This is a genomic window from Streptomyces sp. NBC_01463 (assembly GCA_036227345.1).
Lineage (GTDB): Bacteria > Actinomycetota > Actinomycetes > Streptomycetales > Streptomycetaceae > Streptomyces.
On the sequence record CP109468.1, the window covers coordinates 8,577,619 to 8,600,460 of the forward strand.

A 22,842-nucleotide genomic window follows, 5' to 3' on the forward strand; every position below is an offset into this window, starting at 1 on the left:
CGTACGCGTGGCACACGGCATCGGCTGGGTCAGCACACTTCCTCATCAGCAGGACGAGCCCCGGGACCTGCTCTGCCCCGGGCTCGGCCACTTCGGCGGGGGTGGGGCTCTTCGGGCCACGGAGCGCGATGCAGACCAACAGCGCCCCCATGACCGCGACGCCCGCCCACATGGCCTGCTGCCAGCCGTCGACGAATGACTGCTGGGCGGCATGGACGATCTGCCGGTCGTGTGCGCCGGTGCCGCTCGCGGCCTCGACCGCGTTGGCGATGCCTTCGCGGGCGGAGTCCGCTGCCCCCCGGGGGACGCCGTCCAGCCTGTCGTCGATGGCGCCGCGGTAGCCCGCCGACAGGAGCGCACCCAGCAGGGCGACGCCGAGCGCGGTGCCGAACTCCCGGGTCACGTCATTGAGTGCGGAGGCGACGCCCTGCTTCCCGCGCGGCAGGGAGCCGGTGATGGCCTCGGTGGAGGGCGTCATCGACAGGCCCATGCCGATGCCCATGGCGAGCATGCCCGGCAGGACGGTCAGGTAGCCGCCGTCCACGGAGACGAACAGCGCCATCAGTGCCAGACCCGAGCCGGCCAGGGCGATGCCCACGGCCATGGTCGGGCGGGAGCCGATGCGGGCGGCAAGTCCGGGGGCCAGCCCGGAAGCCAGCATCATCGCAACGGCCATGGGCATCATCGCCACCGTGGACAGCAGGCCCGACCAGCCGAGCACCGCCTGGAAGAACGGGAACATGACCACGGCGATGCCCGCCTGGACACCGAAGACGACAAGGAGTGTCAGCGAGCCGCCGCGCAGGCCGCGCTCGCGGAACAAGCGCACGTCAAGCAGTGAGGCGTCCCGGCGGCGCAGCTCCCAGGCCACGAAGCCGATGCCCGCGACGATGCCGACGCCCAGGCTGCCCAGCGTCACGGGTGCGGTCCAGCCGCGCTCGGGGCCCTCCTGCAGGACGAAGATGAGGCCGATCACGGCGACCGTCGAGACCAGCGCGCCGACGATGTCGAACGGATGGGCCGAGCGCTCCCGGGAGTTGGGCACCGACCTCAGGGTCATGCCCAGGGCCACGACGACCAGGGCCACGGGCAGCACGAACAGCAGGCGCCAGTCCGCGACATCGACGAGGAGCGCGGAGAGGAACATGCCCAGGATGCCGCCGCCTCCGGCGACGCCGGTCCACACTCCGATCGCCTTGCCGCGCTGCTCCTCGGGGAAGGTGGCGGTGATGACGGCGAGCGTGATGGGCATGATCATCGCGGCGCCGGCACCGGCGGCCACCCGGGCCGCGATCATGACTTCGGCGGTCGGCGCGAGGCCCGCCACGACGTTGGCCGCACCGAAGACGCCCAGGCCGGCGATCAGCATGGGCTTGCGGCCCAAGCGGTCACCGATCGCACCGAGGGGCAGGAGGAGCGCGGCCAGGGCCAGCGTGTAGATGTTGATGATCCACAGAACGGTGTTCTGCGAGGCGCCGAACTCGACGGCCATGTGTGTCTGGGCGACGTTCAGCCCGGACACCGAGGCGATGACGGCCATCAGAGCGATGGAGACGGCGATCAGGATGGTGCGCAGCCGGCGCGCGTCCGGTCCGGCGCCCTCACCACCGGCCACGGCTGAGGCCACCTGTGCGGGCTGGTTCGTACTCATGGATTCCTCTCGAAGGGCATGACGGGCCGGCCGTCGGGCACTGCCCGGACGCCGGGATGCGAAGGCCGATGCGGATGCCGGTTTCAGGAGCGGCAGTGTGCGGCGCGCGCCGCGGGTCCTGTTGCGCGCGGTCCGGTCCAGGCCGTCTGCCGTCGACGCTAAGTCCGGATTGCATGAAAGGCATACACTCTTGCGTATGACGCAAGAAGATGGAGCGCTGGACAGCCTCGTGCGCAAACGCATCCGTGCCCTGCGCGTCGCACAGGGCTGGTCCCTGGAAGAACTGGCCACCCGCGCCAACCTCAGCCAGTCCTCGCTGAGCCGCATCGAGAACGGCCGGCGCCGCCTGGCGCTGGACCAGCTCGTCACCCTCGCCCGCGCCCTGGACACCACCCTCGACCAGCTCGTCGAGAACGCCGCCGACGACGTCGTCATCAGCCCCATGATCGACACCGCTCACGGTCTGATGCGCTGGCCGATGAGGGGCGATCCCGGCATGACCGTCATGCGACAGCGGATGACCGGGCCGCCGCCGGACAACCCCGCGCGGATGCGCGCCCACCCGGGCCGCGAATGGCTCGTCGTGCTCTCCGGCACCGCTGTCCTGATGCTGGGCCACCGCCGTGTTCGGGTGGAGACCAACCAGGCCGCGGAGTTCCCGACGATGATGCCGCACGCGATCGGCGCCGATGGCGGCCCCTGCGAGATCATGGGCATCTTCGACCGCGACGCCCGCCGGGGACACCGCGACGCCGGAGATCCGGGCGAAGCCGGAGACTGAGGGCTGTCCCGCAGTTCCTGGTGGTCCAGTCCTCAGGGCGTGGCGGCGGGGCCCTCCGTGATGCGGTGCGGTGCCGGGAACTCGACCCGCACGGTGAGCCCGCCCGCGGGGTTCGCGGCCGCGGTGACCGTGCCGTGGTGGGCGGTGGTGATCGAGCGGACGATCGCCAGGCCCAGGCCGTGGCCCGCACGGTCGCTGCCCACGCGGGAGTGTGCCCGGTAGAAGGGTTCGAAGAGCCGCTCGACCACGGTGTCGACGAGCTGCGGGCCGGTGTTCTCGACCTCCACCACCGTCTTCGCGCCGTCCCGGAACACGGCGAGGTGGACGCGGCCCTCCCGGTGGATGTTGTGGGTGAGGGCGTTGTCGAGGAGGTTGAGGAGCAGCTGCCTGAGCAGGGTGGCGTTGCCCGCGACCGCACAGCCGGATTCGGTGTCCACGTCGAGCCGGACCCCGTTCGCGGCCGCCTGCCCGGACCGGGTGGCGGCAGACCGTTCCGCGAGGTCGGAGAGGTCGACCGGGGCGGGGTCGAAGGCGACCTGATCGGCTCCGGCGAGGTCGAGCAGGGCCCGTACGACGCTGATGTTGCGCTCGTTCGTCTCCCGGAGCATCGGAGCGAGTTCGGCGAGCTCCGCGCCCGTGGGGTCGTCGGCGGCGAGCTGGAGGGCGGCCCGGGTGGTGGCCAGGGGAGTGAGCAGTTCGTGGGAGGCGTTCGCGGCGAACCGCTGGTGTGCGGTGAAGGACTGCTCCAGGCGGGCCAGCATGGTGTCGAAGGTGTCGGCCAGCTGCCTGAGTTCGTCCTCGGGGCCCTGGGCGTCGATGCGTTCGGTCAGGTTGCCGTCCGCCGCCTTGGCCGCGGCCTCGCTGATGGTGTGCAGGGGGGCGAGCAGCCGTCTGGAGAGCAGCCAGCCGGCACCGAGGCCGAGAACCATCACCAGGAGCACCCCGCCGGTGGACACCAGCAGAACCGTGTTCCAGACGTCCTCCTTGCTGGAGATGCTGCCCAGGTGCTCGGCCCTGCGCCCCGGCACGAGTCCCGGGGCGGGACTGGCCGCGACAGGTGGCTCGGTGGTCGGGGCGGGGAACGGGGGCCAGGACGAGGCGTCCGGGACGACCACGGTCTCACTGAAGTCGTACGTGGGCAGGAAGCGCATGCCGACGTAGATGATCGTGACCATCAGCGCGGCGCACACCCCGAGGGCGGACCCGAAGCCGAGGAACAGCCGGGTGTGGATGCTCAGCGTCCGCGGCCCGCGTCCGGGCCGTCTCATGCGGTCCCCAGGTAGTAGCCCGCGCCGATGGACGTGTGGACCAGCTGTGGTTCGCCGAGCTTCTTGCGCAGGGTGTGCACCACCAGGCGTACCGCGTTGGTGAAGGGGTCGGTGTTCACGTCCCAGGCCTTGTCCAGGAGGTACTCGGCGCTCAGCACCCCTCCGTCGGCGCGCATCAGCAGCTCCAGGACGGCGAGTTCCTTCGGGGTGAGCCGTACCTCGGTGCCCGCGCGGGTGACGCGCCGGCGATGGGTGTCGAGCCGTACGTCGGAGAAGGCGAGGACCGGCGCGTGGGCCATGGGGCTGCGGCGGTACAGCGCCCGCAGCCGGGCGACCAGCTCCGGGAAGTCGAAGGGCTTCGCCAGGTAGTCGTCGGCTCCGAGACCGAGGCCCTCGACCTTGTCGCCGAGGCGTGAGGCCGCGGTCAGCATGAGGACGCGGCAGTCCAGACCCATCTCGACGATCCGGCGGCACACCTCGTCGCCGTGGACCCCGGGCAGGTCCCGGTCGAGGACCACCGCGTCGTAGTCGTACACCGTGAGCTGCTCCAGGGCACGCGCTCCGTCGTGCACCACATCGACCGCGATCGCCTCCCTGCGCAGCCCGATCTCGAGGATCCGTGCCATGTACCGCTCGTCCTCGACCACCAGCACACGCACGCGCGCCAACCTCTGCTTCTCATTGCTCCGACGTCCGTTCCCGGCACGCGGTCGCCCTGCCGACACGTACCGGTTCCGTCCTATCAAACGGCGCCTTTGATCCGCGTATGAGACGTCCCGTGGGAACGCCGCGCGCAAACGCCACTCAAAACTCCGTCCTCCTAGCGTGAGAATCATGAATCTGTTCAAACGGGCCTGGTGGCGGCTGCGAAGCCATCCGGGCAAAACCGTGATGCTCATCGGTCTGTTCTTCGTCATCTGCACCCTGGTCCTGTCCGGCTTCCTGATCCGGTCCGCCGCGGCCCGCGCCGTGGACTCGGCCAAGAACAGCGTGGGCGCGGTGGCGACGATGCAACTCGATCTCGACGCCTACCTGGCCTCGGGGAAGGGCGCGGAGGGCGACGGCGGCCGGCCCGGGATGATCGGCGCCGACGCCGACCTGCCCCGCAGCCTCGTCGACAGGATCTGTGAGTCGTCCGTCGTGGCGCAGTGCAACTACACGAAGGACGGGGTCGCGGCCCCCACCGACCAGGTCGGGCTCCACCAGCCGGTTCCCGCGCCGACCGGCCAGGACACCGGGGGTGTGGACTTCTTCAAGGCCGACGGTGTCCGTGACCTGGAATCGGTCAAGGACTTCCGCAACGGCGACTCGAAGCTCGTCTCCGGCACCGGGATAACGTCCGACAGCGCGAGCGACATGGTCGTCATCGAGGAACGGGTGGCCAAGGACAACCACCTCGAGGTCGGCGACAGAATCAGACTCAACGCCAATATCCAGAATCCCGACGGCCGCCTCAGCACCAAGGAAACCGCATTCGTCGTCGGCGGAATCTACCGGAACAGCACGGCCGACCCCGGTACGTACGTACCGCCGATACAGGCGCCGTCGAACCAGATCTACGTCACCCCGGACGGCGCCACCCGCCTCGACGGCAAGAAGCTCGACGCCGGCGGCGGTGTGGTCAAGTCCGCCACCTTCACCCTGCGCGACCCCGGCGATCTGGACCGGCTCAAGAAGGACGCGAAGGCAGCCGGAGCCGATCTGACGGTCTTCCCGCTGAGCGTCAACGACAAGCAGTACAGGACCCTGGTCGGCCCGATCACCAAGACCGCGGACTTCGCTTCCCTCACGGTCTGGCTCGTCGCCGTCGCGGGCACGGTCATCCTCGCGCTGATCATCGCCTCGAACATGCGCGAACGCCGCAAGGAGATGGGCATCCTGCTCTCCCTCGGCGAGAAGAAGCCCAAGCTGCTGGGCCAGCACCTGGTGGAAGTGGTCGCCTGCGCCGTCCTGGCGACCGGCTTCGCCGCGGCAGGCAGCCAGTTCATCGCCCAGGCCGTCGGCGACCAACTGCTCGCGGGACAGGTGTCCTCCGCCGAGGACGCCGCCGCCGGCCAAGGCCCACAGCCGGACCTCGCCGATCCCACCGGCGGCGCGAACAAGGAGGACACCCCCGGGGCCGAGCCCATCGACTCGATCGACATCGAGCTCGGTGCGGGCGACATCGGCGCGATCGGAGCCACCGGCCTCGGCATCGCGGCCCTGGCGACGGTCGTCCCCGGCATCCGGATCCTCCGCCTCAACCCGCGCGACATCCTCACGAAGGGCGAGTGACGTGACCACCCCGATCCTCCGGCTCACCGGCCTGAGCCGCACCTACCCGTACGGCAACAGCCGCCGCACCGTTCTCAAGGACGTCAACCACTCCTTCGAACAGGGCCGGATGTACTCCGTCATAGGCCCCTCCGGCAGCGGCAAGACCACGCTCCTCTCGCTCGCGAGCGGCCTCGACTCGCCCACGACGGGCACCGTCCGCTTCAAGGGCGAGGACGTCTCCGCCATCGGCCTCGGCCGGTACCGCAACCGCCACGTGTCCACGGTCTTCCAGTCGCTGAACCTGCTCACGTACATGACGGCCGTCCAGAACATCACGTCGGCCATGGAGATCACCGGAGTGAAGGGCCGCAACAGGAAGAAGCGAGCCACCGAACTCCTCGGCCTGCTCGGCGTGGACGAGGGCGACCGGCACCGGCCGACACCCGAGCTCTCCGGCGGCCAGCAGCAGCGCGTCGCCATCGCCCGCGCGCTCGCCTGCGAAGTGGACATCCTGTTCGCCGACGAACCCACCGGCAGCCTCGACCAGGACACCGCCGAGGGGATCATCGAGGTATTCCGGAAGCTGGCGCACGACGACGGCAAGTGCGTGATCGTGGTGACGCATTCGCGGCAGGTGGCCGACGCCTCCGACGAGGTGATCCGGCTCAAGCGCGGCAAGCTCATGACGGTGTGAGCACGCAGCGAGTCGCCCTCTCGGCGTGTGCCGCCGCTGCCCGGGCCGGATACCGGCGCCGGTGACGTCGGCGAACGCGCCTACGGGACCCGAGGGCGCCGGACACTCACTGGTAAACTGGGAACACGCTTCAAAACCGTTGGGGCCCGTACCGAGGGGTACGGGCCCCGGTGTGTTTGGGGCGCCGGACCGAGAAGGGTTACCCCATGAACGCGAAGCCGCCGGCCCCGAAGGGCGAACCGACAACGCCGCAGACGGCGGCCCCCGGCCTGCCGCCGGCCGAGTCCTTCGACGCACTCGGGCTGCCGCCGGAAATCGTGGCCACGATGACCGGCCTCGGCGTGACCGAGCCCTTCCCGATCCAGGCGGCGACCCTGCCCAGCGCACTGGCCGGACGCGACGTCCTCGGCCGCGCGCGGACCGGCTCCGGCAAGACGCTTGCCTTCGGGCTCGCGCTGCTGGTGCGGACGGCAGGCATGCGGGCGGAGCCGAAACGGCCGCTCGCCCTGGTCCTGGTGCCGACCCGCGAGCTCGCGCAGCAGGTGAGCGCCGCGCTCGGCCCGTACGCACAGGCGATGAACATGCGGCTCACGACGGTGGTCGGCGGGCTCGCGATCAACCGGCAGGCGGCGGCGCTGCGGGCCGGTGCCGAAGTGGTCGTGGCGACGCCGGGGCGCCTCGCCGACCTCGTGTCGCGCCGGTTCTGCGAACTGCAGCAGGTGCGGATCACGGTGCTGGACGAAGCGGACCAGATGTGCGACCTGGGATTCCTGCCGCAGGTCTCGGAGATCCTGGGCCAGGTCCGCCCCGACGGGCAGCGGCTGCTCTTCTCGGCCACGCTCGACCGCAACGTCGACCAGCTGGTGCAGGACCACCTGCACGATCCGGTCGTCGTCTCGCTCGACCGGGTGGCGGCCTCGGTCGCCACGATGGAACACCACGTACTGAACATCCACCCCGCCGACAAGTACGCCACCGCGACCGAGATCGCCGCGCGGGACGGCCGGGTCCTGATGTTCCTGGACACCAAGGCCGGAGTGGACCAGTTCACCCGGCACCTGCGCGCCAGCGGCGTACGGGCCGGCGCCCTGCACAGCGGGAAGTCGCAGCCGCAGCGCACACACACGCTCGCGCAGTTCAAGGACGGCGAGATCACCGTGCTGGTGGCCACCAACGTCGCGGCACGGGGCATTCACATCGAGGCGCTGGACCTCGTCGTCAACGTGGATCCGCCGGCCGACGCGAAGGACTATCTGCACCGCGGCGGGCGTACGGCTCGCGCCGGGGAGTCCGGGAACGTGGTCACGCTGGTCACCCCGAACCAGCGGCGGGACGTGAACCGGATCATGACCGACGCGCGGATCCGGCCGACCGTCACCCAGGTGCGCTCCGGCGAGGAGAAGCTGACCGCCATCACCGGGGCGAAGCGCCCGCCCATCGAGGGGAAGGGCAGCGGCAACGCCCCGTTCCGCGGCATGGGCACGCGCCCCGGCCGCCCCAAGGAGTCCCGCAAGACGGCCGACGCCCGCAAGACGGCGGAGGCACGCGCGGCGGCCCGGGTGCGCAAGGGCCGCTGACGGCCGTCGGCCCCGGCGTGCGGTGAGGCGGCGGACGGGCCTCCGTCTCCCGGACCGGGTCACCGGATGCCGCCTCCTCCCAGGAGCCGGTCACCACGCGGCGATGACCGGCTCCTGGGGTGCGTGCCGCTGCCAGGCGTCGTTGAGGCGCCCCAGCCGGTCCAGTGCGGCGATGCCCTGAAGCGACGCGACCTTGCCCTCGCTGACCTCGAACGCCACGGCGCCCACGACCCGGTCGTTCACCACGGCGAGCACGGACACCGAGCCGTTGACCAGCGCGACATGCATGGCGACCGGACCGCCGGCCAGCCGCCGCTTCGCCGGCGTGGGCCTGAAGCCGGCCCGCACATAGGAGGCGACCCGCTCGCGCGTCCTGTACCGCAGCAGCCGCTTGGCCAGCCCGGCGCCGTCCGAGACCACCGTCACGTCGTCGGTGAGCAGTGCCACCAGCCGTTCGGTACGCCCTGACACGGCGGCGTCGAGGAACTCCTCGACGACCCGGCGCGCGGACGCGGGGTCGGTCTCGCCGCCCCGGCGGCGCTCGGCGGAGATCCGGATCCGGGCCCGGTGGAGGTGCTGCTGGCTCGCCGACTCGGAGATGCCGAGGATCGCGGCGATCTCGGCGTGGCCGTACGAGAACGCCTCGCGCAGCACGTAGACAGCCCGCTCGAAGGGCGAGAGGCGCTCCAGGAGGGTGAGCACGGCCAAGGACACCGATTCGCGCTGCTCGAACGTGTCGGCCGGGCCGAGCATCGGGTCGCCGTCGAGGAGGGGTTCGGGCAGCCACGCACCGGCCGTTCGCTCGTGGCGCGCCTGTGCCGAGCGGAGACGGTCGAGGCAGAGACGGGTGAGGACCGTGGCCAGCCACGCCTCCGGTACCTCGATCCGCCCGCGGTCCGCGGCCTGCCAGCGCAGGAACGTGTCCTGCACGGCGTCCTCGGCGTCGGCGGCCGAGCCGAGCAGGCGGTACGCGAGCGAGGCCAGCCGCCCCCGGCCGGCCTCGAACCGTTCGACAGCCGCTTCGTCCATGCGGATCACCCTATGCAGCGGCCTTCGTACCGGCCGCATCAGGCGCGGCGGCCAGGCGCTGCTTGCGCTTCGGCAGGCCGAAGGACGGATGGGCGGTGCTCCACCCGGCCCCCTTGAGCACGCCCGCCTTGAGCCGCGCGGCGGTCCTGCCGCCCAGGTACCAGGACTTCGACCGGACGTCCCCGTCCACCATCTGGAAGATGGCGTCCCGTCGACCGAGGCTGATGTGATTTCCGTAGTACTTCAGCCCGACGGCCGGGACCTCACTGTCCGTCAGGCGCGCGATGATCGCGGCGGTCGCCTGCATGGTGGTGAAGCCGGCCGAGGCGCAGGACATCGGCAGTGGCCTACCGTTCTCGCCGATCGCATGGGCGCTGTCCCCGGCGGCGTAGACGTCCGGGTGCGAGACGGAGCGCATGGTGCGGTCGACCACGATCCGGCCGGTGCCCGCCACCTCCAGACCGGCGGCCGCCGCGATGGGGTGCACGGCGAACCCGGCCGACCACACGGTCACGTCGGCCGGAATGGACCTCCCGTCCGTGGCGATCACCCGTGCCGGTTCGACGGCTGCGATACCGGTGTGCTCGTGAACGGTGATGCCCAGCCGGTCGAAGGCCCGGCGCAGGTGACGGCGGGCCTTCGGGGAGAGCCAGGCGCCCGGCTCGGCGCGGGCGGCGAGTGCGACCCTGAGATCGGGCCGGGACTCGGCGAACTCGGTGGCCGTCTCGATGCCGGTCAGCCCCTCGCCGACGACCAGCACGGTGCCGCCCTCGCCCAGACCGCTCATGCGCTCCCGCAGCCGCAGCGCCGAGGACCGGCCGGTGACGTCGAAGGCGTACTCGGCCACGCCGGGCACCCCGTGATGGGCCGCGGAGCTGCCGAGAGCGTAGAGAAGGGTGTCGTACCCGAGCTCGTCGGCGCCGTCCTCACCGGTCATGGCTACGGTCCCGCGTTCGAGGTCGATGCCGGTGACGCGCGCGAGGCGCAACCGCACACCGGTACCGGCGAATACGTCAGCGAGCCTGCGGAACGTGAGGTCCTGGCCGATCGCGAGCTGGTGGAGCCGCATCCGTTCGACGAAGTCGGGCGAGGCGTTGACCGCGGTGATCTCGGTGTCGGCGGGGGAGAGCCGGCGGGCCAGACTCCCGGCGGCGAAGGCCCCGGCGTAACCGGCGCCGAGTACGACGATGCGGTGCTTCATGGCGTTGCTCCCTGTCTCGTTCGCGTGTCCTTTGAACGAGACGGCGCCCTGATTGCTGACAAGGGGCCGGGGTGACCGCCGTCACGCCCGGAATCGGCCTTGATCACCTTGAATCCGGACCATCCCTGCCGGTTCCTGGCGATGCCTGTCGGCCGGTGCCTGTTGACCTCAAGTCTGGTTGAGGAAATAGCTTCGTCTCGTGTTGATCGCCGCCTGATGGTTGGAGAAGACTTCATGATCCTTGTAACCGGAGCCACCGGGAACATCGGAAGCGCGCTCGTGCGTGAGCTCCGGACGCTCGGCGCCGGACCGCTGCGGGCCCTCACCCGTGACACCGCTCGGGCCGCGTTCCCGGAAGGGGTGGAGGCCGTTGAGGGCGACTTGGCTGACGCGAATTCACTGAAAGCCGCGCTGGAGGGGGTTCGCTCCCTCTTTCTCGTGTCACGGGTGGGGGCGGACGCCGGGATCATCGAGGCGGCCCGGCGGGCCGGCGTGGAACACGTGGTGCTGGTCTCGTCTATAACCGTCCAGACCCATCCGCACCTGGGCCCCGCCGGCGAGAACCTGGCCGTCGAGCAGCTGTTGCAGGACAGCGGCATGGCATGGACGATCCTGCGGCCGACACAGTTCGCCTCGAACGCACTGTGGTGGGCGGCAACGATCCGAGCGCACGAGTCGGTCCGCGTGCCCTACGCGGACGTCGGTCTCCCCACGATCCACCCCGCGGACATCGCATCGGTGGCCCGCGTCGCACTGACCGGCTCCGGCCACCGGGGGCGTACGTACGCGCTGACCGGCCCGGAGCGCATCACTGCACGGCAGCAGGCCGAGGCCGTCGCCACCGCTCTGGGGCGGAAGGTGCCGTTCGCCGAGATCAGCCGGCAGGAGGCCCACAGCGAGATGGCGGCCTTTCTGGGCGACGAAGCCGCTGACGCGGTGCTGGACCTGACCGGTGGCGACCTCAACGACGAACTGCTCATGGTGCGTGACACGGTGCCCCGGATCACCGGTGCCCCGGCCAGGGCGTTCCGGCAGTGGGTGTCGGAGAACGCCGCCGCCTTCCGCTGAGCACGTGCGCGTGCGCGTGCGAGTTCCCGAGGCGTGATGGCCGGAGACGGTCATGGCGACGGTGGCTGCTCCGGAGGCCGAACCCGCGCGGCCGCTGCCCGGACCGCCGCCACCACCCGGTCCAGCGGTACGCCGATGGAGACGGTGACGCCCAGCGCGCCCACCGTTCCCACCGGGCCCCGCACCGGAGCGGCCACCGACACCTCGCCCAGCCGGAACTCCTCGGCGCAGACCGCGAGACCCGCCGCCCGGACCCGGGCGAGCTGGCCGGCCAGGACGCCGGGGGAGACCACCGTGTGCCGGGTGTGCCGGGGCAGCTCCGCCGGCGGAGCAGCGAGCAGCACCTTCCCGTACGCCGTCGCATGCATCGGCGGCCGCTCCCCGCTCACCAGGCACAGCACCCCTCCGGCCGGCGGGTCGGAGACCACCGCCAAGTCCGCGTGACCGCCGGTCCGGGCCGCCAGTGCCCGCAGTGCCGGGAGCGCCGCGTCCAGGAGCCCGCGCGGGCAGGGTGCCGCCGCGCCGAGCACCCGCAGCCGGAGCCCCAGCCGGTACCTGCCGTCCGCACCCCGCTCCAGACCGCCCCACGACACCAGCTCACGCACCAGGCGCAGAGCCGTCGGCGCCGGGAGCCCGGTGCGGGCCGCGATGTCGGTGAGCCGCAGTGCCGGCGGGCCACCGCTCTCGAACGCGTCCAGCACCGAGAAGAGCCGTCCCGCCACGCTCTCGCCCAACTCCCCGCCCCTGTCCTTCGTCGGATTCCACTCAGTGGAAGCCCGGACTTCCCCCGCCCGTCCGGGCCGTACGAGGCTCAACGCATGAACCTCGGTCTTGCTTCCGACACCCTGCTCTCCACCACCCGGGCCGTCCGCCACCGGCTCGACCTGACCCGGCCGGTGCCCCGCGCCCTCCTGGAGGAGTGCGTCGACCTCGCGGTCCAGGCCCCCACCGGCCGCAACCGGCAGCGCTGGCACTTCGTCATCGTCACCGACCCGGGCCGCCGGGCCGTTCTCGCCGACCTGTGGCGGGCGGGCCTGAGCGTCCCGGAGGCCCACCAGCCGCTGCCCGCACGGGACGTGCGCCGGGCCGAGGTCGCGCCGGGCGTGATGGGGCGGGTGTACACGGGTGTCGAGCACCTGTACCGGCATCTGCACGAGGTGCCCGCCTACGTCATCCCCTGCGTCGAGGGACGCACCGAGGGCCTCTCGGTCACCCACCAGGCCGGCACCTGGGGGTCGATCCTCCCCGCCGCGTGGAGCTTCATGCTGGCCGCCCGCGAGCGCGGCCTCGGAACCGTGTGGACGACCGGGAACCTGCCGCTGGAGCGGGAGTTCGCAGAGGTGCTCGGCATCCCGTACGGAGAGGTGATGCAGGCCGCCTTCATCCCGGTCGCCCACACCGTCGGCACCGACTTCCGCCCCGCCCGGCGCATCCCGCGCGAACAGGTCCTGCACTGGGACGCCTGGTGACCGGTCCGTGGCCGGTGCAGCCCGCGGCGGATGCGCGTCGTCCATGAGGTCGTCCGAACCGTCGTCCGCGATACTGAGTGCATGGAGTACGTCGGCCGGGTGCCTGCGCCGCCGCTGGACCGGTTCATCGACGACATCTACTGCCTGACCGGGGTGCCGGGCCACCGCCGGACGGTCGTTCCGCCGATGCCGTCGACGCACCTGCTCATCAACCTGGGCGACCCGGCCCGCCTGTGGGACTCGGACCCCGCGGTCTCGCCGACATCGTTGACCGACGGACTGTTCATGGGGCTGTGGACCAGGCGATTCCTCTACGAGTACCCCACACGGGTACGGCTCGTCGGAGTGCACTTCAAGCCCTGGGGCATGTCGCCCTTCGTCGACGTGCCCGCGACCGAGCTACGGGACCGATGGGTGCCCGTCGACTCCGTCTGGCAGCGGTCGGTGGACCGGATCCGCAACCAGGCCGGCGAGGCCACCTCGGCCGCCGAGACGCTGCGGGTCCTGGAGGAGGAACTGCGGTCGCGGTTCGTCGGGACGCCGCCACGCGGTCTCGATCTCGTCCGGCACTCGGGCGGGTGGCTGGAGGCGTCCTGCGGCGCGGTCCCGGTCGCCGCGCTGAGCGATGCCGCAGGCGTGAGCGGCAACCACCTGGCCGCGCAGTTCAAGTCTCACGTCGGGGTCACGCCGAAGAAGGTCGCCCGCATCTACCGGTTCGCACGTCTGATCCTGTCCGTGGACGTGCTGCGCCCCGTCGACTGGACGGAACTCGCTCTCACGGCGGGCTACTTCGACCAGGCCCACTTCAGCAAGGAGTTCAAGGACTTCACCGGCCACACGCCGACGGAGTACCTGGCGCTGCGGCGCCGGATCCCGGCCGAGCAGGAGTTCCCGCCGGACGACGGCCCGATGCCCGCCGATTGATTTCTTACAAGCGCGGACGCCCGCAGGGCCGCATCATCGGAGGCAGCCGCTCATGCGGAGGCAAGCGGTGACCAGCGGTGACACAACCAGCGGCAAACAGAGCCGCCGAGTCGAGGAGAACCCCGTGGGCACAGTGATCATGCACAACGTGGTGTCGGTGGACGGGTTCATCGCCGACAAGAACGACGACGTGGGGCCGCTCCACGACTGGTACTTCAGCGGGGACACCCCGCTCACCGAAGGCAGCGGCGACCGGGACCAGGAGTACGACCACTCCGAAGGCGGAGGAGGCTTCAGGGTCTCGCGCGCGTCGGCGGAGTACGTCCGGCCGATGTGGGAGGCGATCGGCACGATCGTGATGGGCCGGCACCTGTTCGACCTGGTGAACGGCTGGGAGGGCCGGCCGCCCGCGGGCGACCACGTGGTCGTGGTCTCCCACCGGCCCAAGCCCGAGGGCTGGCACCCCGAGGCGTCGTACCACTTCGTCGGCGACGTGGAAGCCGCGATCCACAAGGCCCAGGAACTCGCCGGAGACCGAGTCGTCGCCGTCAACGCCGGTGAGGTGGGCGGCCAGATCCTCGCGGCCGGCCTCGTGGACGAAGTGGCGATGGACGTGGTGCCGGCGGTGTTCGGTTCGGGCAAGCGCTTCTTCGGCGGCATCGACGGGCAGCAGCTGCTGGAGGATCCCGACGTGGTCGTCCAGGGTGACCGCGTACTGCACCTGAAGTTCAGGGTGCGTCGCTGAGGCCGGCCGGCAGCCCGTCCGGGGCCCGTTCCCTGCTCTGCGCCGGACCGGGATCTCCGGGACACCACCGCGCAGCGGCGCAGCTCCGCACGCGTCGGTGCGGCGGAGCGTAATCTCGGCATCGACCGCGACGCACCCGGCCCACGACGACTTCCGGTGATCCGATGACCACTGTCCACGTCCATGCAATCGCCTTGGGCGTCGAGTCGTTCGGCGACGACGACGCGCCGCTCGTCCTGCTCGTCGGCGGGACCACGATGCTCTCCTGGCCCGACGCGCTCTGCGAGCGCCTCGCCGCCGGCGGGCGACGTGTGGTCCGCTACGACCTGCGCGACAGCGGGGAGTCCACGACGGCGGATCCGGAGACGCCCGCCTACACCCTGCGCGACCTCGCCACCGACGCGGCGGCCCTCGTCGAAGCGCTCGGCGACGGGCCCGCGCACATCGCGGGGACCGGCGTCGGCGGGATGGTCGCTCAGGTGGCCGTGCTGGACCATCCGGGCGCGTTCTCGGCACTCACCCTCGTAGGCACCCGTGCGGTCGCCCCCGGGCCGCCCGACGACGACCTTCCCGACCATGACCAGGCGACGATGCGCCGGCTGTTCGCGCGCCCGATGCCCGACTGGACCGACCGCGACGCGGTCGCGGAGTTCGCCGCCGCCGGCGCCGAGATCCTCGGCAACGACCCCGCCGCCGCGCGCGCGGTCGCCGCGCGCATCTGGGACCGCACACCCGGCACCGCGCCCCCGGTCCAGATGGCCAACCAGATGGGCATGGTCTTCTCCAGGCTCGACTGCACGCCCCGCTGGCGTGAGCGCCTGTCCGGGATCGGTGTCCCCGCACTCGTCGTCCACGGCCGCCGCGACGCGTTCTTCCCCGTCGGCAACGGCGAGGTGCTCGCGCGCGAGATCCCCGGGGCACGCCTGCTCGTCCTCGAAGAGGCCGCCACCGCGATCCCCGACGCGGCGGTCGGCGAGGTCGCCGAGGCGATGCTCACGCTCTGACCGAGGACGGTGGACGGTGCGCGGGCCGCGTGGGAGCCGGCAGGCCATGACTGCTGACGAACCGCTTCCCCGGGACTCGGTCGCGGGCTCGGCCGACACCACGACTTGGTGCCATGGCTCAGCTGACGCTACGACTCGCTCCCGTGGCTCAGCTGACGTTGCAGACTGCGGGTGAGATGCTCCGTCATGGCGGCCGCGGCGCGGTCGGCCCGTCTGCGGAGTATGGCGCGCACGATGTTCTCGTGTTCGGCCAGTGTCGGATTTCCGGCGAGTTCGACGTGGGTGAGCCGGAAGACGTGCAGATGCGAGTGGAGCCGTTCGACCGCGGCGGCGAGCAGCGGCCGGTGCGACGCGGCGGCGATGGCGTCGTGGAAGCGCTGGTCCAGGGCGGCGAAGTCGCGGTAGTCCGCGTACCGGCCCGTCGGCCCCGGGAGCGTCTGCATCTCCTCCACGATCTGCTCGATGGTGTCGAGCTCCTCCTCGGTGGCGTTCGCCGCCGCGAGTTCCGTGGCCCTGGGCTCCAACAGCAGGCGCATCTCGAAGAGTTCCTCAACGCCCTGCCGCGTCAGCAACTCGGTGGCGCGGTATCCCGAGAGCGACCGCTTCACCACCAGGCCGTCGGCTTCGAGGCGGGCCAGGGCCTCACGTACGGGTGTCGGGGACACGCCCAGGGTCCGCGAGAGGGCGTCGATGCCGACGCGGGCACCCGGCGCGATCTCATGGTCCATGACCTTCGCCTTGATGTCCTCGTAGACGCTGTCGGAGAGCACCTGCCTGGCAGGGGGCGCGGACCCTGTCTCTCCGTCCGAGTCCTTGAGCCTGCCTGCAGAACGGTCCTGCGGTGGCATCCGTTCTCCTGTTGCTCGGGTTTCTCGGGACAGCCGCAGTTTAGCCAAGCGGCATCGGGGCGGTGGTGAACGCCGAGGTCATGGGTGATCCATGTGGTCGGACCGGCCGTCACCAGGGACGGCCGGTGTGCCGTTCGGGACCGGAACATCCGCGGCAAGCAGACCCTCCGCGCGCAGGTCCTGCCACAGGGCGTCCGGCAGCGGGCGGCGGAACTGTCCGACGGCGTCCGCCACCTCCTCCGCGCTGCGCAGTCCGAGCAGCACCGACGCGACAGCGCGGTGACCGAGGGGGAAACGTGCCGCGACCGCCCGCAGAGGCACCCCGTGTCCCTCGCAGACCCTCTGCAGGGCCAGCGCACGCTTCAGCATGTCCGGCGCCGCCGTCCGGTAGCCGTAGGTCGCCAGAGGCCCGGGCGCGGCGAGCAGCCCCGAGTTGAAGACACCTCCGGCCACGACCGAGACACCTCGTCCGGCGGCGAGCGGCAACAGCTCCCGGAGGCCGCTCCGATCCAGCAGCGTGTAGCAACCGGCGAGCAGCACCACATCGATGTCCGTCTCGCGTACGAAGCGGGACGGTAGGCGGGGCTGGTTCATGCCCAGGCCGATGGCCTTCACCGTGCCTTCCGCGCGGAGTCGTTCGAGGGCCGGATACGCCTCGTCGAGGGCTTGTTCCGCATGGTCGTCCGGGTCGTGCAGATACACGATGTCCACATGGTCCAGGCCGAGGCGGACCAGGCTGTCCTCCAGACTGCGGCGCACGCCGTCGGCCGTGAAGTCCCACACCCTCCGGTGCGTGGACGGGACGGCGAAGCCGTTCTCCAGGTCGGAGCCGCGCAGCCCCGCCGCGGTATCCAGGAGGCGTCCGACCTTGGTGGAGAGGGTGAACTCGGCGCGCGGCCGGAGGCGCAGCGCGGCACCGAGGCGGCGTTCGGACAGTCCCAGACCGTAGTGCGGTGCCGTGTCGAACGACCGGATGCCGTGGTTCCAGGCTGCTTCGACCGTGGCTGCCGCCTGGTCGTCCGTCGTTTCGGTGAAGAGGTTGCCGAGGGTCGCCGCGCCGAAGGCGAGCGGCGATGTCCACGTGCTGCTGCCGCCGAGCGGCTGTCTCCCGAGATCGCTGGGCATGGCTGACGTCCTGGTTCGGTGAGGGGGAGGGGGCGAGGTGGGCGAGTCGGGGGAGCGTGGGGTCCGGGGCGGTCACTCCATGAGGAACACCTGCTCCATCGACGCCCAGTGCTCCCCGGGCGCGGCTTCGGGGACCGGCTCCTGGCACGGATCGGTCAGCCGCCACCACGCCTGCGTCGCGTCGTCCGCGGCCATGAGGGCGAGGTCGGCGGCCAGGTCGTCGCCGTGGTACTCGAAGTAGGCGAAGAGCCGGTCGCCGAGCAGATGGATCGAGTAGTTCGCGATGTGACTGGCCCGCAGCCGGTCCAGAACCGGCTGCGGGACCCGGCGGTGCAGATCGCGGTACTCGTCGAGCCTCTCCGGACGGACCCGGATCACCTGGGCCACGCGCTTCATCGGGCATCGGCCTTCGAAGCGACTACGGAGTCCGCCCGGTCGTGGATGATGCGGATGATCTGACCGCTCATGCTCTCGTAGTCCCGGTCGTTGGCGACCTCCCCGCGGATCCGGTGATCGGCCATCACGACGACCCGGTCCGCGAGTGTGATCATTTCTGCGAGGTCGCTGCTGATGAGCAGGATGGGCAGCCCGCGGCGGGCCAGGTCCCACAGCAGCTCGTGGAAGGCGTGCTTGGTGCGGACGTCGACGCCGACGGTCGGCTCGTCGACGATGAGCAGACGTGTGTCGGCAGCGAGCCACTTCGCCAGGCTCACCTTCTGCTGGTTGCCCCCGGAGAGTTCACCGGCGTTCTGCGCGAGTCCGGAGACGCGGATTCCCAGCCGGTCGACCAGGTCCTGCGCGATGTCGCGCTCCTTGCGCGCCGAGACGAAACCCAGCGCCCCGGCCAGCTTGCTCCAGACCGTCACCGTGATGTTCCGGTGGATGGGCTGTTCGAGGAAGACGCCCTCCTCCTTGCGGTTCTCGGTGAGGTATCCGATCCCGTACCGGTGGAGCGCCTGCCGCGGAGAGCTGATCCGGGCAGCCTGTCCATGCACCCGGATCTCACCACCCGTGCACCGTTCCAGGCCCAGGACCGCCTTCACGAGCTCACTGCGGCCGGCTCCCACCAGACCGTACAGACCGACGATCTCGCCGGGACGCACGTCCAGGGAGATGTCCTCGTGCCCGTCGGCGGTCGCGAGCCGGTCGAGCGAGAGCACCGGCGGCGCGGATGCGTCGACGGTGCGGGGTTCCATCTCCGTGGCGGAGTGGGCACGGCCCACCATCAGGCCGACCACGTCGTCGTGCGTGTGACCGGCCAGTGGCGACGACTCCAGTACGGACCGGCCGTCGCGGAGCACCGTGACGGTGTCGCAGATGGCGAAGACCTCTTCGAGCTTGTGGCTGACGAAGACGACACAGGTGCCCCTGGCGGCCAGCCGCCGGACCACCTCGAACAGCCGCTCAGCCTCCTGCGGCGAGAGCGAGGCCGTCGGCTCGTCGAGAAGCAGCACCCTGCTCTCGGTGTGGAGCGCCTTGGCGATCTCCACCAACTGCTGCTGTGCCACCGAGAGTTCGCGGACGGGCCGATGAGGATCGATGTCCAGGCCGAGTTCGGACAGGCACGTGAGCGCCGGCTCCGTCATGGCGTCACGGTCGATGAGCCCGCGGCGCGAGGGAGGGCTCTGCAGGGTGATGTTCTCGGCGACCGAGAAGCCGGGGACGAGGTTGCGTTCCTGGTGGACGACACCGATGCCGGTGCGGGTGGCCTCCAGCGGCGAGCGCAGGTGCACCTCCTGCTCCTGCCACAGGAGTTGGCCGCCGTCGGGGGAGTGCACACCGGTCAGGACCTTGATCAGGGTGGACTTGCCCGCACCGTTCTCACCCAGCAGGGCATGTACCGAGCCGGCCGTCAGCCGCAGTCCGACGCCGTCCAGCGCGCGTACACCGGGGAAGACCTTGACGATGCCCCGGCAGTCCAGCAGAACGTCGTTCATCGTGCGCCTCCCGCGCTCGGCAGGGCGGCGTCCGTCCCGCGGCCGGTTTCCACCGGCGCGGCCGGGATACGCCGCTGTTCCCTGCCCTTCTTCTCCAGATGGGTCTGGTGCATCCGCCCACCGACCACGGTGCCGAGCACGACCAGTCCGATGAGGAAGTTCACCCAGCTCGGATCGAGGGAGAACTGGGCCCGGGCGGCATCGATCAGCCGCATCACGAAGGCCGCCAGCACCGTGCCGAGCACCGCGACACTGCCGCCGACCAGGGCCACGCCGCCGATGATGGGTGCGGCGAAGCTCGGCAGCAGCCAGTCGCCGCCGACGCTCCGGTTGACACCCGGCAGGGAGGCGGTCGCCGTCAGCGCGGCCACGCCGACCAGCAGGCCGGAGACGGTGTGGGCGAGCACGATCTGCCGGTCGGTGGAGATGCCGGACAGCCTGGCGGCGAGCGGGTTGCCGCCGGCCGCGAGGAGACGGCGTCCCGCGACGGTGCGGTACATGAAGGCGGCGAGCAGGACGGCCGAGGCGAGCGCGACCAGGAACACCAGCGGAAGGTTCAACGGGGCCGCCCTGCCGAGGTCCTTGAGGGTCTCGGAGTAGCCGTCGACGGTGCGGGTGCCGGCCAGCCGGTACTGCGCGCCCAGCAGGATCGTCATCGTGCCGAGCGTGACGATGAACCCGTTGATCCTCGTCGCCACGATGAACACGCCGGTCACCAGGCCGACGAGGGCCGCCGTCAGCACACCCACCGCGGCGGCGACAGGCGCCGGGACACCGTTGTCCGCCATCAGCACGCCCATCAGGCAGGCGCTGAACCCGCCGAGGGCACCGACCGCCAGGTTGAGCTGGCCCACACACAACGCGACCATCTGGGCGAGGCCGATGAGGATCGGAGTGGCCAGGTACTGCAGGAAGGTGCGTACGGAGGGCCCTTCGAAGAAGGAGCCGGACGAGGCCACGCCCAGAGCCACGTAGCCGACCACCGCCACACCCAGCAGCGTTGTCGTGGTCGAGCGGGAGAAGCGGCGCAGGGCCGAGCCGGCCCGGGCTCCCCGTTCGTAGATCGTGGTCATGTGGAGCGCACCACCTTGCGATAGGACACGACCGTGCGCACGCGGTCGGCCGACAGGGCCAGCAGCAGTACGCAGCCGAGGTAGATGTTCAGGCTTTCGAGGCCCACTCCGAGCAGGTCGAGGCCCTTGCGGATGACGCCGACCAGGGAGGTGCCCAGCAGCGCGCCGATGACCGAGACGACCCCGCCGGTGAGCAGCGTCCCGCCGAGCACCGCGCCCAGGAACGACGGCAGCATGAAGTCGTCACCGAGGGAGGCGCGGAAGGTTCCGGTGCCGACGGCGGCCATGAAGCCGGCCAGGGCGGCCAGCAGTCCCGACAGGGCGTGGGCCAGGACGATGCGGCGGCCCGTGGGGATGCCGGACAGCTCCGCCGCCGCCGGGTTGGCGCCGGTGAGCAGGAGCTCCCGGCCGAGCCGGGTGCATCCGTAGAGGAAGCCGAGAGCGGCCAGCGCGAGCACGGTGAACTGGATCATCTGGGGTACGGCGGGTGATCCGCACACCGGGCCGGCACAGATGTCGGCCAGTGAGTACGACCGGAGCTCGGCCAGGCCCGACGGCCTGGTGGTGAACGCCGCGTTCTCCGTGAGAGCCGAGTACAGCAGCGACACCAGCCCCAGCAGTGCGAAGTCCATGGCCAGGGTCACCACGAACGAACTCACCCCGGTGCGGGCGATGATCCAGCCGGTCAGGGCGCCGATGGCCGCGCCGGCGAACAGGCACAACAGGAGGCCGAGCGGCAGCGGCAGGCCGAGCCGGTCGTATCCGAACCCGGCGAACAGGGCCCCGAAGGCGGCCATGCGGCCGACGGCCAGGTTCATGTGTCCGACGGACAGGGCCACCATCTGTGCGAGCGCCACCACGGTCAGGGTCGCGATGTCGCGCAGCAGGGGGAAGAGCACGAGCCGTTCGTCCAGGAAGGCGGGGCGCAGCACACCGAACAGCGCGCACAGGGCGAGGGTGAGCACGAGCAGGCCGAGGCGCTGGTTCACCCAGAACGGCAGCTTGTGCGGGGTGCGCGCGGCGGCCCGCGGCGCCTCGGTCTCCGGATCGAGGAGCGGTGGAGCGACGGGCGGAGTCACGACACCCTCCGGTTGTCGATGGCGTCCATGTCCCAGTCGATGCCGATGCCCGGCTCGTCGGGCGCGACGGCCATGCCGTCCCGCACGGCCAGTTCGGTGCGGGTCACGGCACGCAGCTGCGGGATGTACTCGACGAAGTGCCCGTTGGGCACCGCGGCGGCCAGACTCACGTGCAGCTCCATCAGGAAGTGCGGGCAGACCATCACGTTGTGGCTCTCGGCCAGGTGCGCGACCTTCAGCCACGGAGTGATCCCGCCGATGCGGGCGGCATCCACCTGCACGACGGAGGCGGCCCGGTTCTCCAGGTAGGTGCGGAACTGCATGACCGAGTACATGGACTCGCCGACGGCTATCGGGATCCTGGTGGCCCGCGCCAGCTGCGCGTGGCCGCCGAGGTCGTCGGCCGGCAGCGGCTCCTCCAGCCAGTACGGCGCGTAGGGTTCGAGCGCCGATGCCAGCCGGAGCGCGGAGGAGACGGTCTGCGACTGATTGGCGTCGGTCATGATGTGCAACGACGGACCCACGGCCTCGCGTACGGCGCGCAGCCGCTCCGCGTCCTCGGCGACGTCCGGCTTGCCCACCTTGATCTTGACGCCCGCCCAGCCGGCCTCCTGCGCCCGGAGCGCGGACTTGACCAGGTCGTCGGGGCTCAGGTGCAGCCAGCCGCCCTCGGTGTCGTAGACGGGTACTTCGCGGCGATGACCGCCCGCGAGCCGCCACAGGGGTTCCCCGGCGCGCTTGCAGCGCAGGTCCCACAGCGCGGTGTCCACCGCGGCGAGTGCCAGGGAGGTGATCGCTCCGGTGGTGGTCGACCGGGTGGTGGTGAAGAGCCGTTGCCAGAGCCCCTCGACGTTGCGGGCGTCCTGCCCGACGAGGAGGGGGAGGAGATGGTCCTGGAGCAGGGCCAGGACGGAGGAGCCTCCGGTCCCGATGGTGTAGGCGTAGCCGGTTGCGTGGAGACCGTCCGCGGAGGTGATCTCGACGAGGATGGTCTCCTGCTTGACGAAGGACTGCACCGCGTCGGTGCGGTCCGTCTCCACGGCGATATCCGCCAGCAGGGCCGTGGCGGTCGTGATGATGCTCATCGTGCGACGTCCGATTTCTTGAGGGCCG

Annotated in this window: 21 protein-coding genes and 1 pseudogene; 9 read left to right on the forward strand and 13 right to left on the reverse strand. The window is 71.1% G+C overall.

All coding sequences use genetic code 11. The features are described 5' to 3' along the window. Positions 1 to 106: 106 nt before the first annotated feature. A pseudogene (locus tag OG521_37690) lies at positions 107 to 1,651 on the reverse strand (MFS transporter). 196 nt (positions 1,652 to 1,847) lie between these two features. Here OG521_37690 and OG521_37695 point away from each other — a divergent pair. Beyond that, positions 1,848 to 2,432 carry a helix-turn-helix transcriptional regulator gene (locus tag OG521_37695; GenBank protein WUW26193.1) on the forward strand — a complete coding sequence of 195 codons (585 nt, stop codon included), beginning with the start codon at positions 1,848 to 1,850 and terminating at the stop codon, positions 2,430 to 2,432. A 32-nt stretch (positions 2,433 to 2,464) separates the two neighbouring features. Here OG521_37695 and OG521_37700 read toward each other — a convergent pair whose 3' ends face one another. Both OG521_37700 and OG521_37705 read right to left on the reverse strand, forming a co-directional pair. Next, positions 2,465 to 3,700 carry a HAMP domain-containing histidine kinase gene (locus OG521_37700; protein ID WUW26194.1) on the reverse strand — a complete coding sequence of 412 codons (1,236 nt, stop codon included), beginning with the start codon at positions 3,698 to 3,700 and terminating at the stop codon, positions 2,465 to 2,467. Continuing rightward, a complete protein-coding gene (locus OG521_37705; GenBank protein ID WUW26195.1) occupies positions 3,697 to 4,359 on the reverse strand; it encodes a response regulator transcription factor in 663 nt (220 codons plus the stop codon). Before OG521_37705 ends, OG521_37700 begins: the two co-directional genes overlap by 4 nt. Positions 4,360 to 4,534: 175 nt before the next feature. Between OG521_37705 and OG521_37710 the strand changes: the two genes are divergently transcribed. The 3 genes from OG521_37710 to OG521_37720 all read left to right on the forward strand — a co-directional run bounded on the left by OG521_37710 (position 4,535) and on the right by OG521_37720 (position 8,227). Next, positions 4,535 to 5,974 (forward strand): FtsX-like permease family protein, encoded by a 1,440-nt coding sequence (locus OG521_37710; GenBank protein WUW26196.1) that lies wholly within the window; start codon positions 4,535 to 4,537, stop codon positions 5,972 to 5,974. Between the two features lies 1 nt (position 5,975). Next, complete coding sequence (locus OG521_37715) at positions 5,976 to 6,650, forward strand: ABC transporter ATP-binding protein (protein ID WUW26197.1); 675 nt, start codon at positions 5,976 to 5,978, stop codon at positions 6,648 to 6,650. 206 nt (positions 6,651 to 6,856) lie between these two features. Then, a complete protein-coding gene (locus OG521_37720; protein WUW26198.1) occupies positions 6,857 to 8,227 on the forward strand; it encodes a DEAD/DEAH box helicase in 1,371 nt (456 codons plus the stop codon). 90 nt (positions 8,228 to 8,317) lie between these two features. Here OG521_37720 and OG521_37725 read toward each other — a convergent pair whose 3' ends face one another. Both OG521_37725 and OG521_37730 read right to left on the reverse strand, forming a co-directional pair. Further along, positions 8,318 to 9,256 (reverse strand): sigma-70 family RNA polymerase sigma factor, encoded by a 939-nt coding sequence (locus OG521_37725; GenBank protein ID WUW26199.1) that lies wholly within the window; start codon positions 9,254 to 9,256, stop codon positions 8,318 to 8,320. A 10-nt stretch (positions 9,257 to 9,266) separates the two neighbouring features. Then, positions 9,267 to 10,457, reverse strand: coding sequence for an FAD-dependent oxidoreductase (locus tag OG521_37730; protein ID WUW26200.1), 1,191 nt, complete (start codon positions 10,455 to 10,457; stop codon positions 9,267 to 9,269). Between the two features lie 234 nt (positions 10,458 to 10,691). On the opposite strand from OG521_37730, the gene OG521_37735 reads away from it, so the two are divergent. Next, on the forward strand, positions 10,692 to 11,525 hold the full coding sequence (locus tag OG521_37735) for an NAD(P)H-binding protein (protein WUW26201.1): 834 nt from the start codon (positions 10,692 to 10,694) through the stop codon (positions 11,523 to 11,525). Positions 11,526 to 11,575: 50 nt separating this feature from the next. On the opposite strand, the gene OG521_37740 is transcribed toward OG521_37735, so the two are convergent. Beyond that, on the reverse strand, positions 11,576 to 12,259 hold the full coding sequence (locus OG521_37740; GenBank protein ID WUW26202.1) for a helix-turn-helix domain-containing protein: 684 nt from the start codon (positions 12,257 to 12,259) through the stop codon (positions 11,576 to 11,578). An 84-nt stretch (positions 12,260 to 12,343) separates the two neighbouring features. Here OG521_37740 and OG521_37745 point away from each other — a divergent pair, with 84 nt between their 5' ends. The 4 genes from OG521_37745 to OG521_37760 all read left to right on the forward strand — a co-directional run bounded on the left by OG521_37745 (position 12,344) and on the right by OG521_37760 (position 15,667). Next, complete coding sequence (locus OG521_37745; protein ID WUW26203.1) at positions 12,344 to 12,994, forward strand: nitroreductase family protein; 651 nt, start codon at positions 12,344 to 12,346, stop codon at positions 12,992 to 12,994. A gap of 81 nt (positions 12,995 to 13,075) precedes the next feature. Continuing rightward, positions 13,076 to 13,918: a helix-turn-helix domain-containing protein gene (locus OG521_37750; GenBank protein ID WUW26204.1), complete on the forward strand. Its 843-nt coding sequence runs from the start codon at positions 13,076 to 13,078 to the stop codon at positions 13,916 to 13,918. A 124-nt stretch (positions 13,919 to 14,042) separates the two neighbouring features. Next, positions 14,043 to 14,663, forward strand: a complete 621-nt coding sequence (locus tag OG521_37755; GenBank protein ID WUW26205.1) for a dihydrofolate reductase family protein — start codon at positions 14,043 to 14,045, stop codon at positions 14,661 to 14,663. Positions 14,664 to 14,827: 164 nt separating this feature from the next. Next, entirely contained in the window at positions 14,828 to 15,667 is an 840-nt protein-coding gene (locus OG521_37760) for an alpha/beta fold hydrolase (GenBank protein ID WUW26206.1), read from the forward strand. Between the two features lie 128 nt (positions 15,668 to 15,795). Here the strand turns inward: OG521_37760 and OG521_37765 are convergent, their stop codons facing one another. The 7 genes from OG521_37765 to OG521_37795 form a co-directional block, all read right to left on the reverse strand. Continuing rightward, a complete protein-coding gene (locus OG521_37765) occupies positions 15,796 to 16,515 on the reverse strand; it encodes a GntR family transcriptional regulator (GenBank protein WUW26207.1) in 720 nt (239 codons plus the stop codon). A 78-nt stretch (positions 16,516 to 16,593) separates the two neighbouring features. Next, positions 16,594 to 17,640 (reverse strand): aldo/keto reductase, encoded by a 1,047-nt coding sequence (locus OG521_37770; protein ID WUW26208.1) that lies wholly within the window; start codon positions 17,638 to 17,640, stop codon positions 16,594 to 16,596. Positions 17,641 to 17,712: 72 nt separating this feature from the next. Next, positions 17,713 to 18,036, reverse strand: coding sequence for an L-rhamnose mutarotase (locus tag OG521_37775; GenBank protein WUW26209.1), 324 nt, complete (start codon positions 18,034 to 18,036; stop codon positions 17,713 to 17,715). Then, positions 18,033 to 19,577, reverse strand: a complete 1,545-nt coding sequence (locus OG521_37780) for a sugar ABC transporter ATP-binding protein (GenBank protein WUW26210.1) — start codon at positions 19,575 to 19,577, stop codon at positions 18,033 to 18,035. The genes OG521_37775 and OG521_37780 overlap by 4 nt, the downstream gene beginning before the upstream one ends. After that, complete coding sequence (locus OG521_37785; protein WUW26211.1) at positions 19,574 to 20,650, reverse strand: ABC transporter permease; 1,077 nt, start codon at positions 20,648 to 20,650, stop codon at positions 19,574 to 19,576. The genes OG521_37780 and OG521_37785 overlap by 4 nt, the downstream gene beginning before the upstream one ends. Then, positions 20,647 to 21,651: an ABC transporter permease gene (locus OG521_37790; protein ID WUW26932.1), complete on the reverse strand. Its 1,005-nt coding sequence runs from the start codon at positions 21,649 to 21,651 to the stop codon at positions 20,647 to 20,649. Before OG521_37790 ends, OG521_37785 begins: the two co-directional genes overlap by 4 nt. Positions 21,652 to 21,725: 74 nt before the next feature. After that, positions 21,726 to 22,814 (reverse strand): mandelate racemase/muconate lactonizing enzyme family protein, encoded by a 1,089-nt coding sequence (locus OG521_37795; GenBank protein WUW26212.1) that lies wholly within the window; start codon positions 22,812 to 22,814, stop codon positions 21,726 to 21,728. Positions 22,815 to 22,842 lie beyond the last annotated feature (28 nt).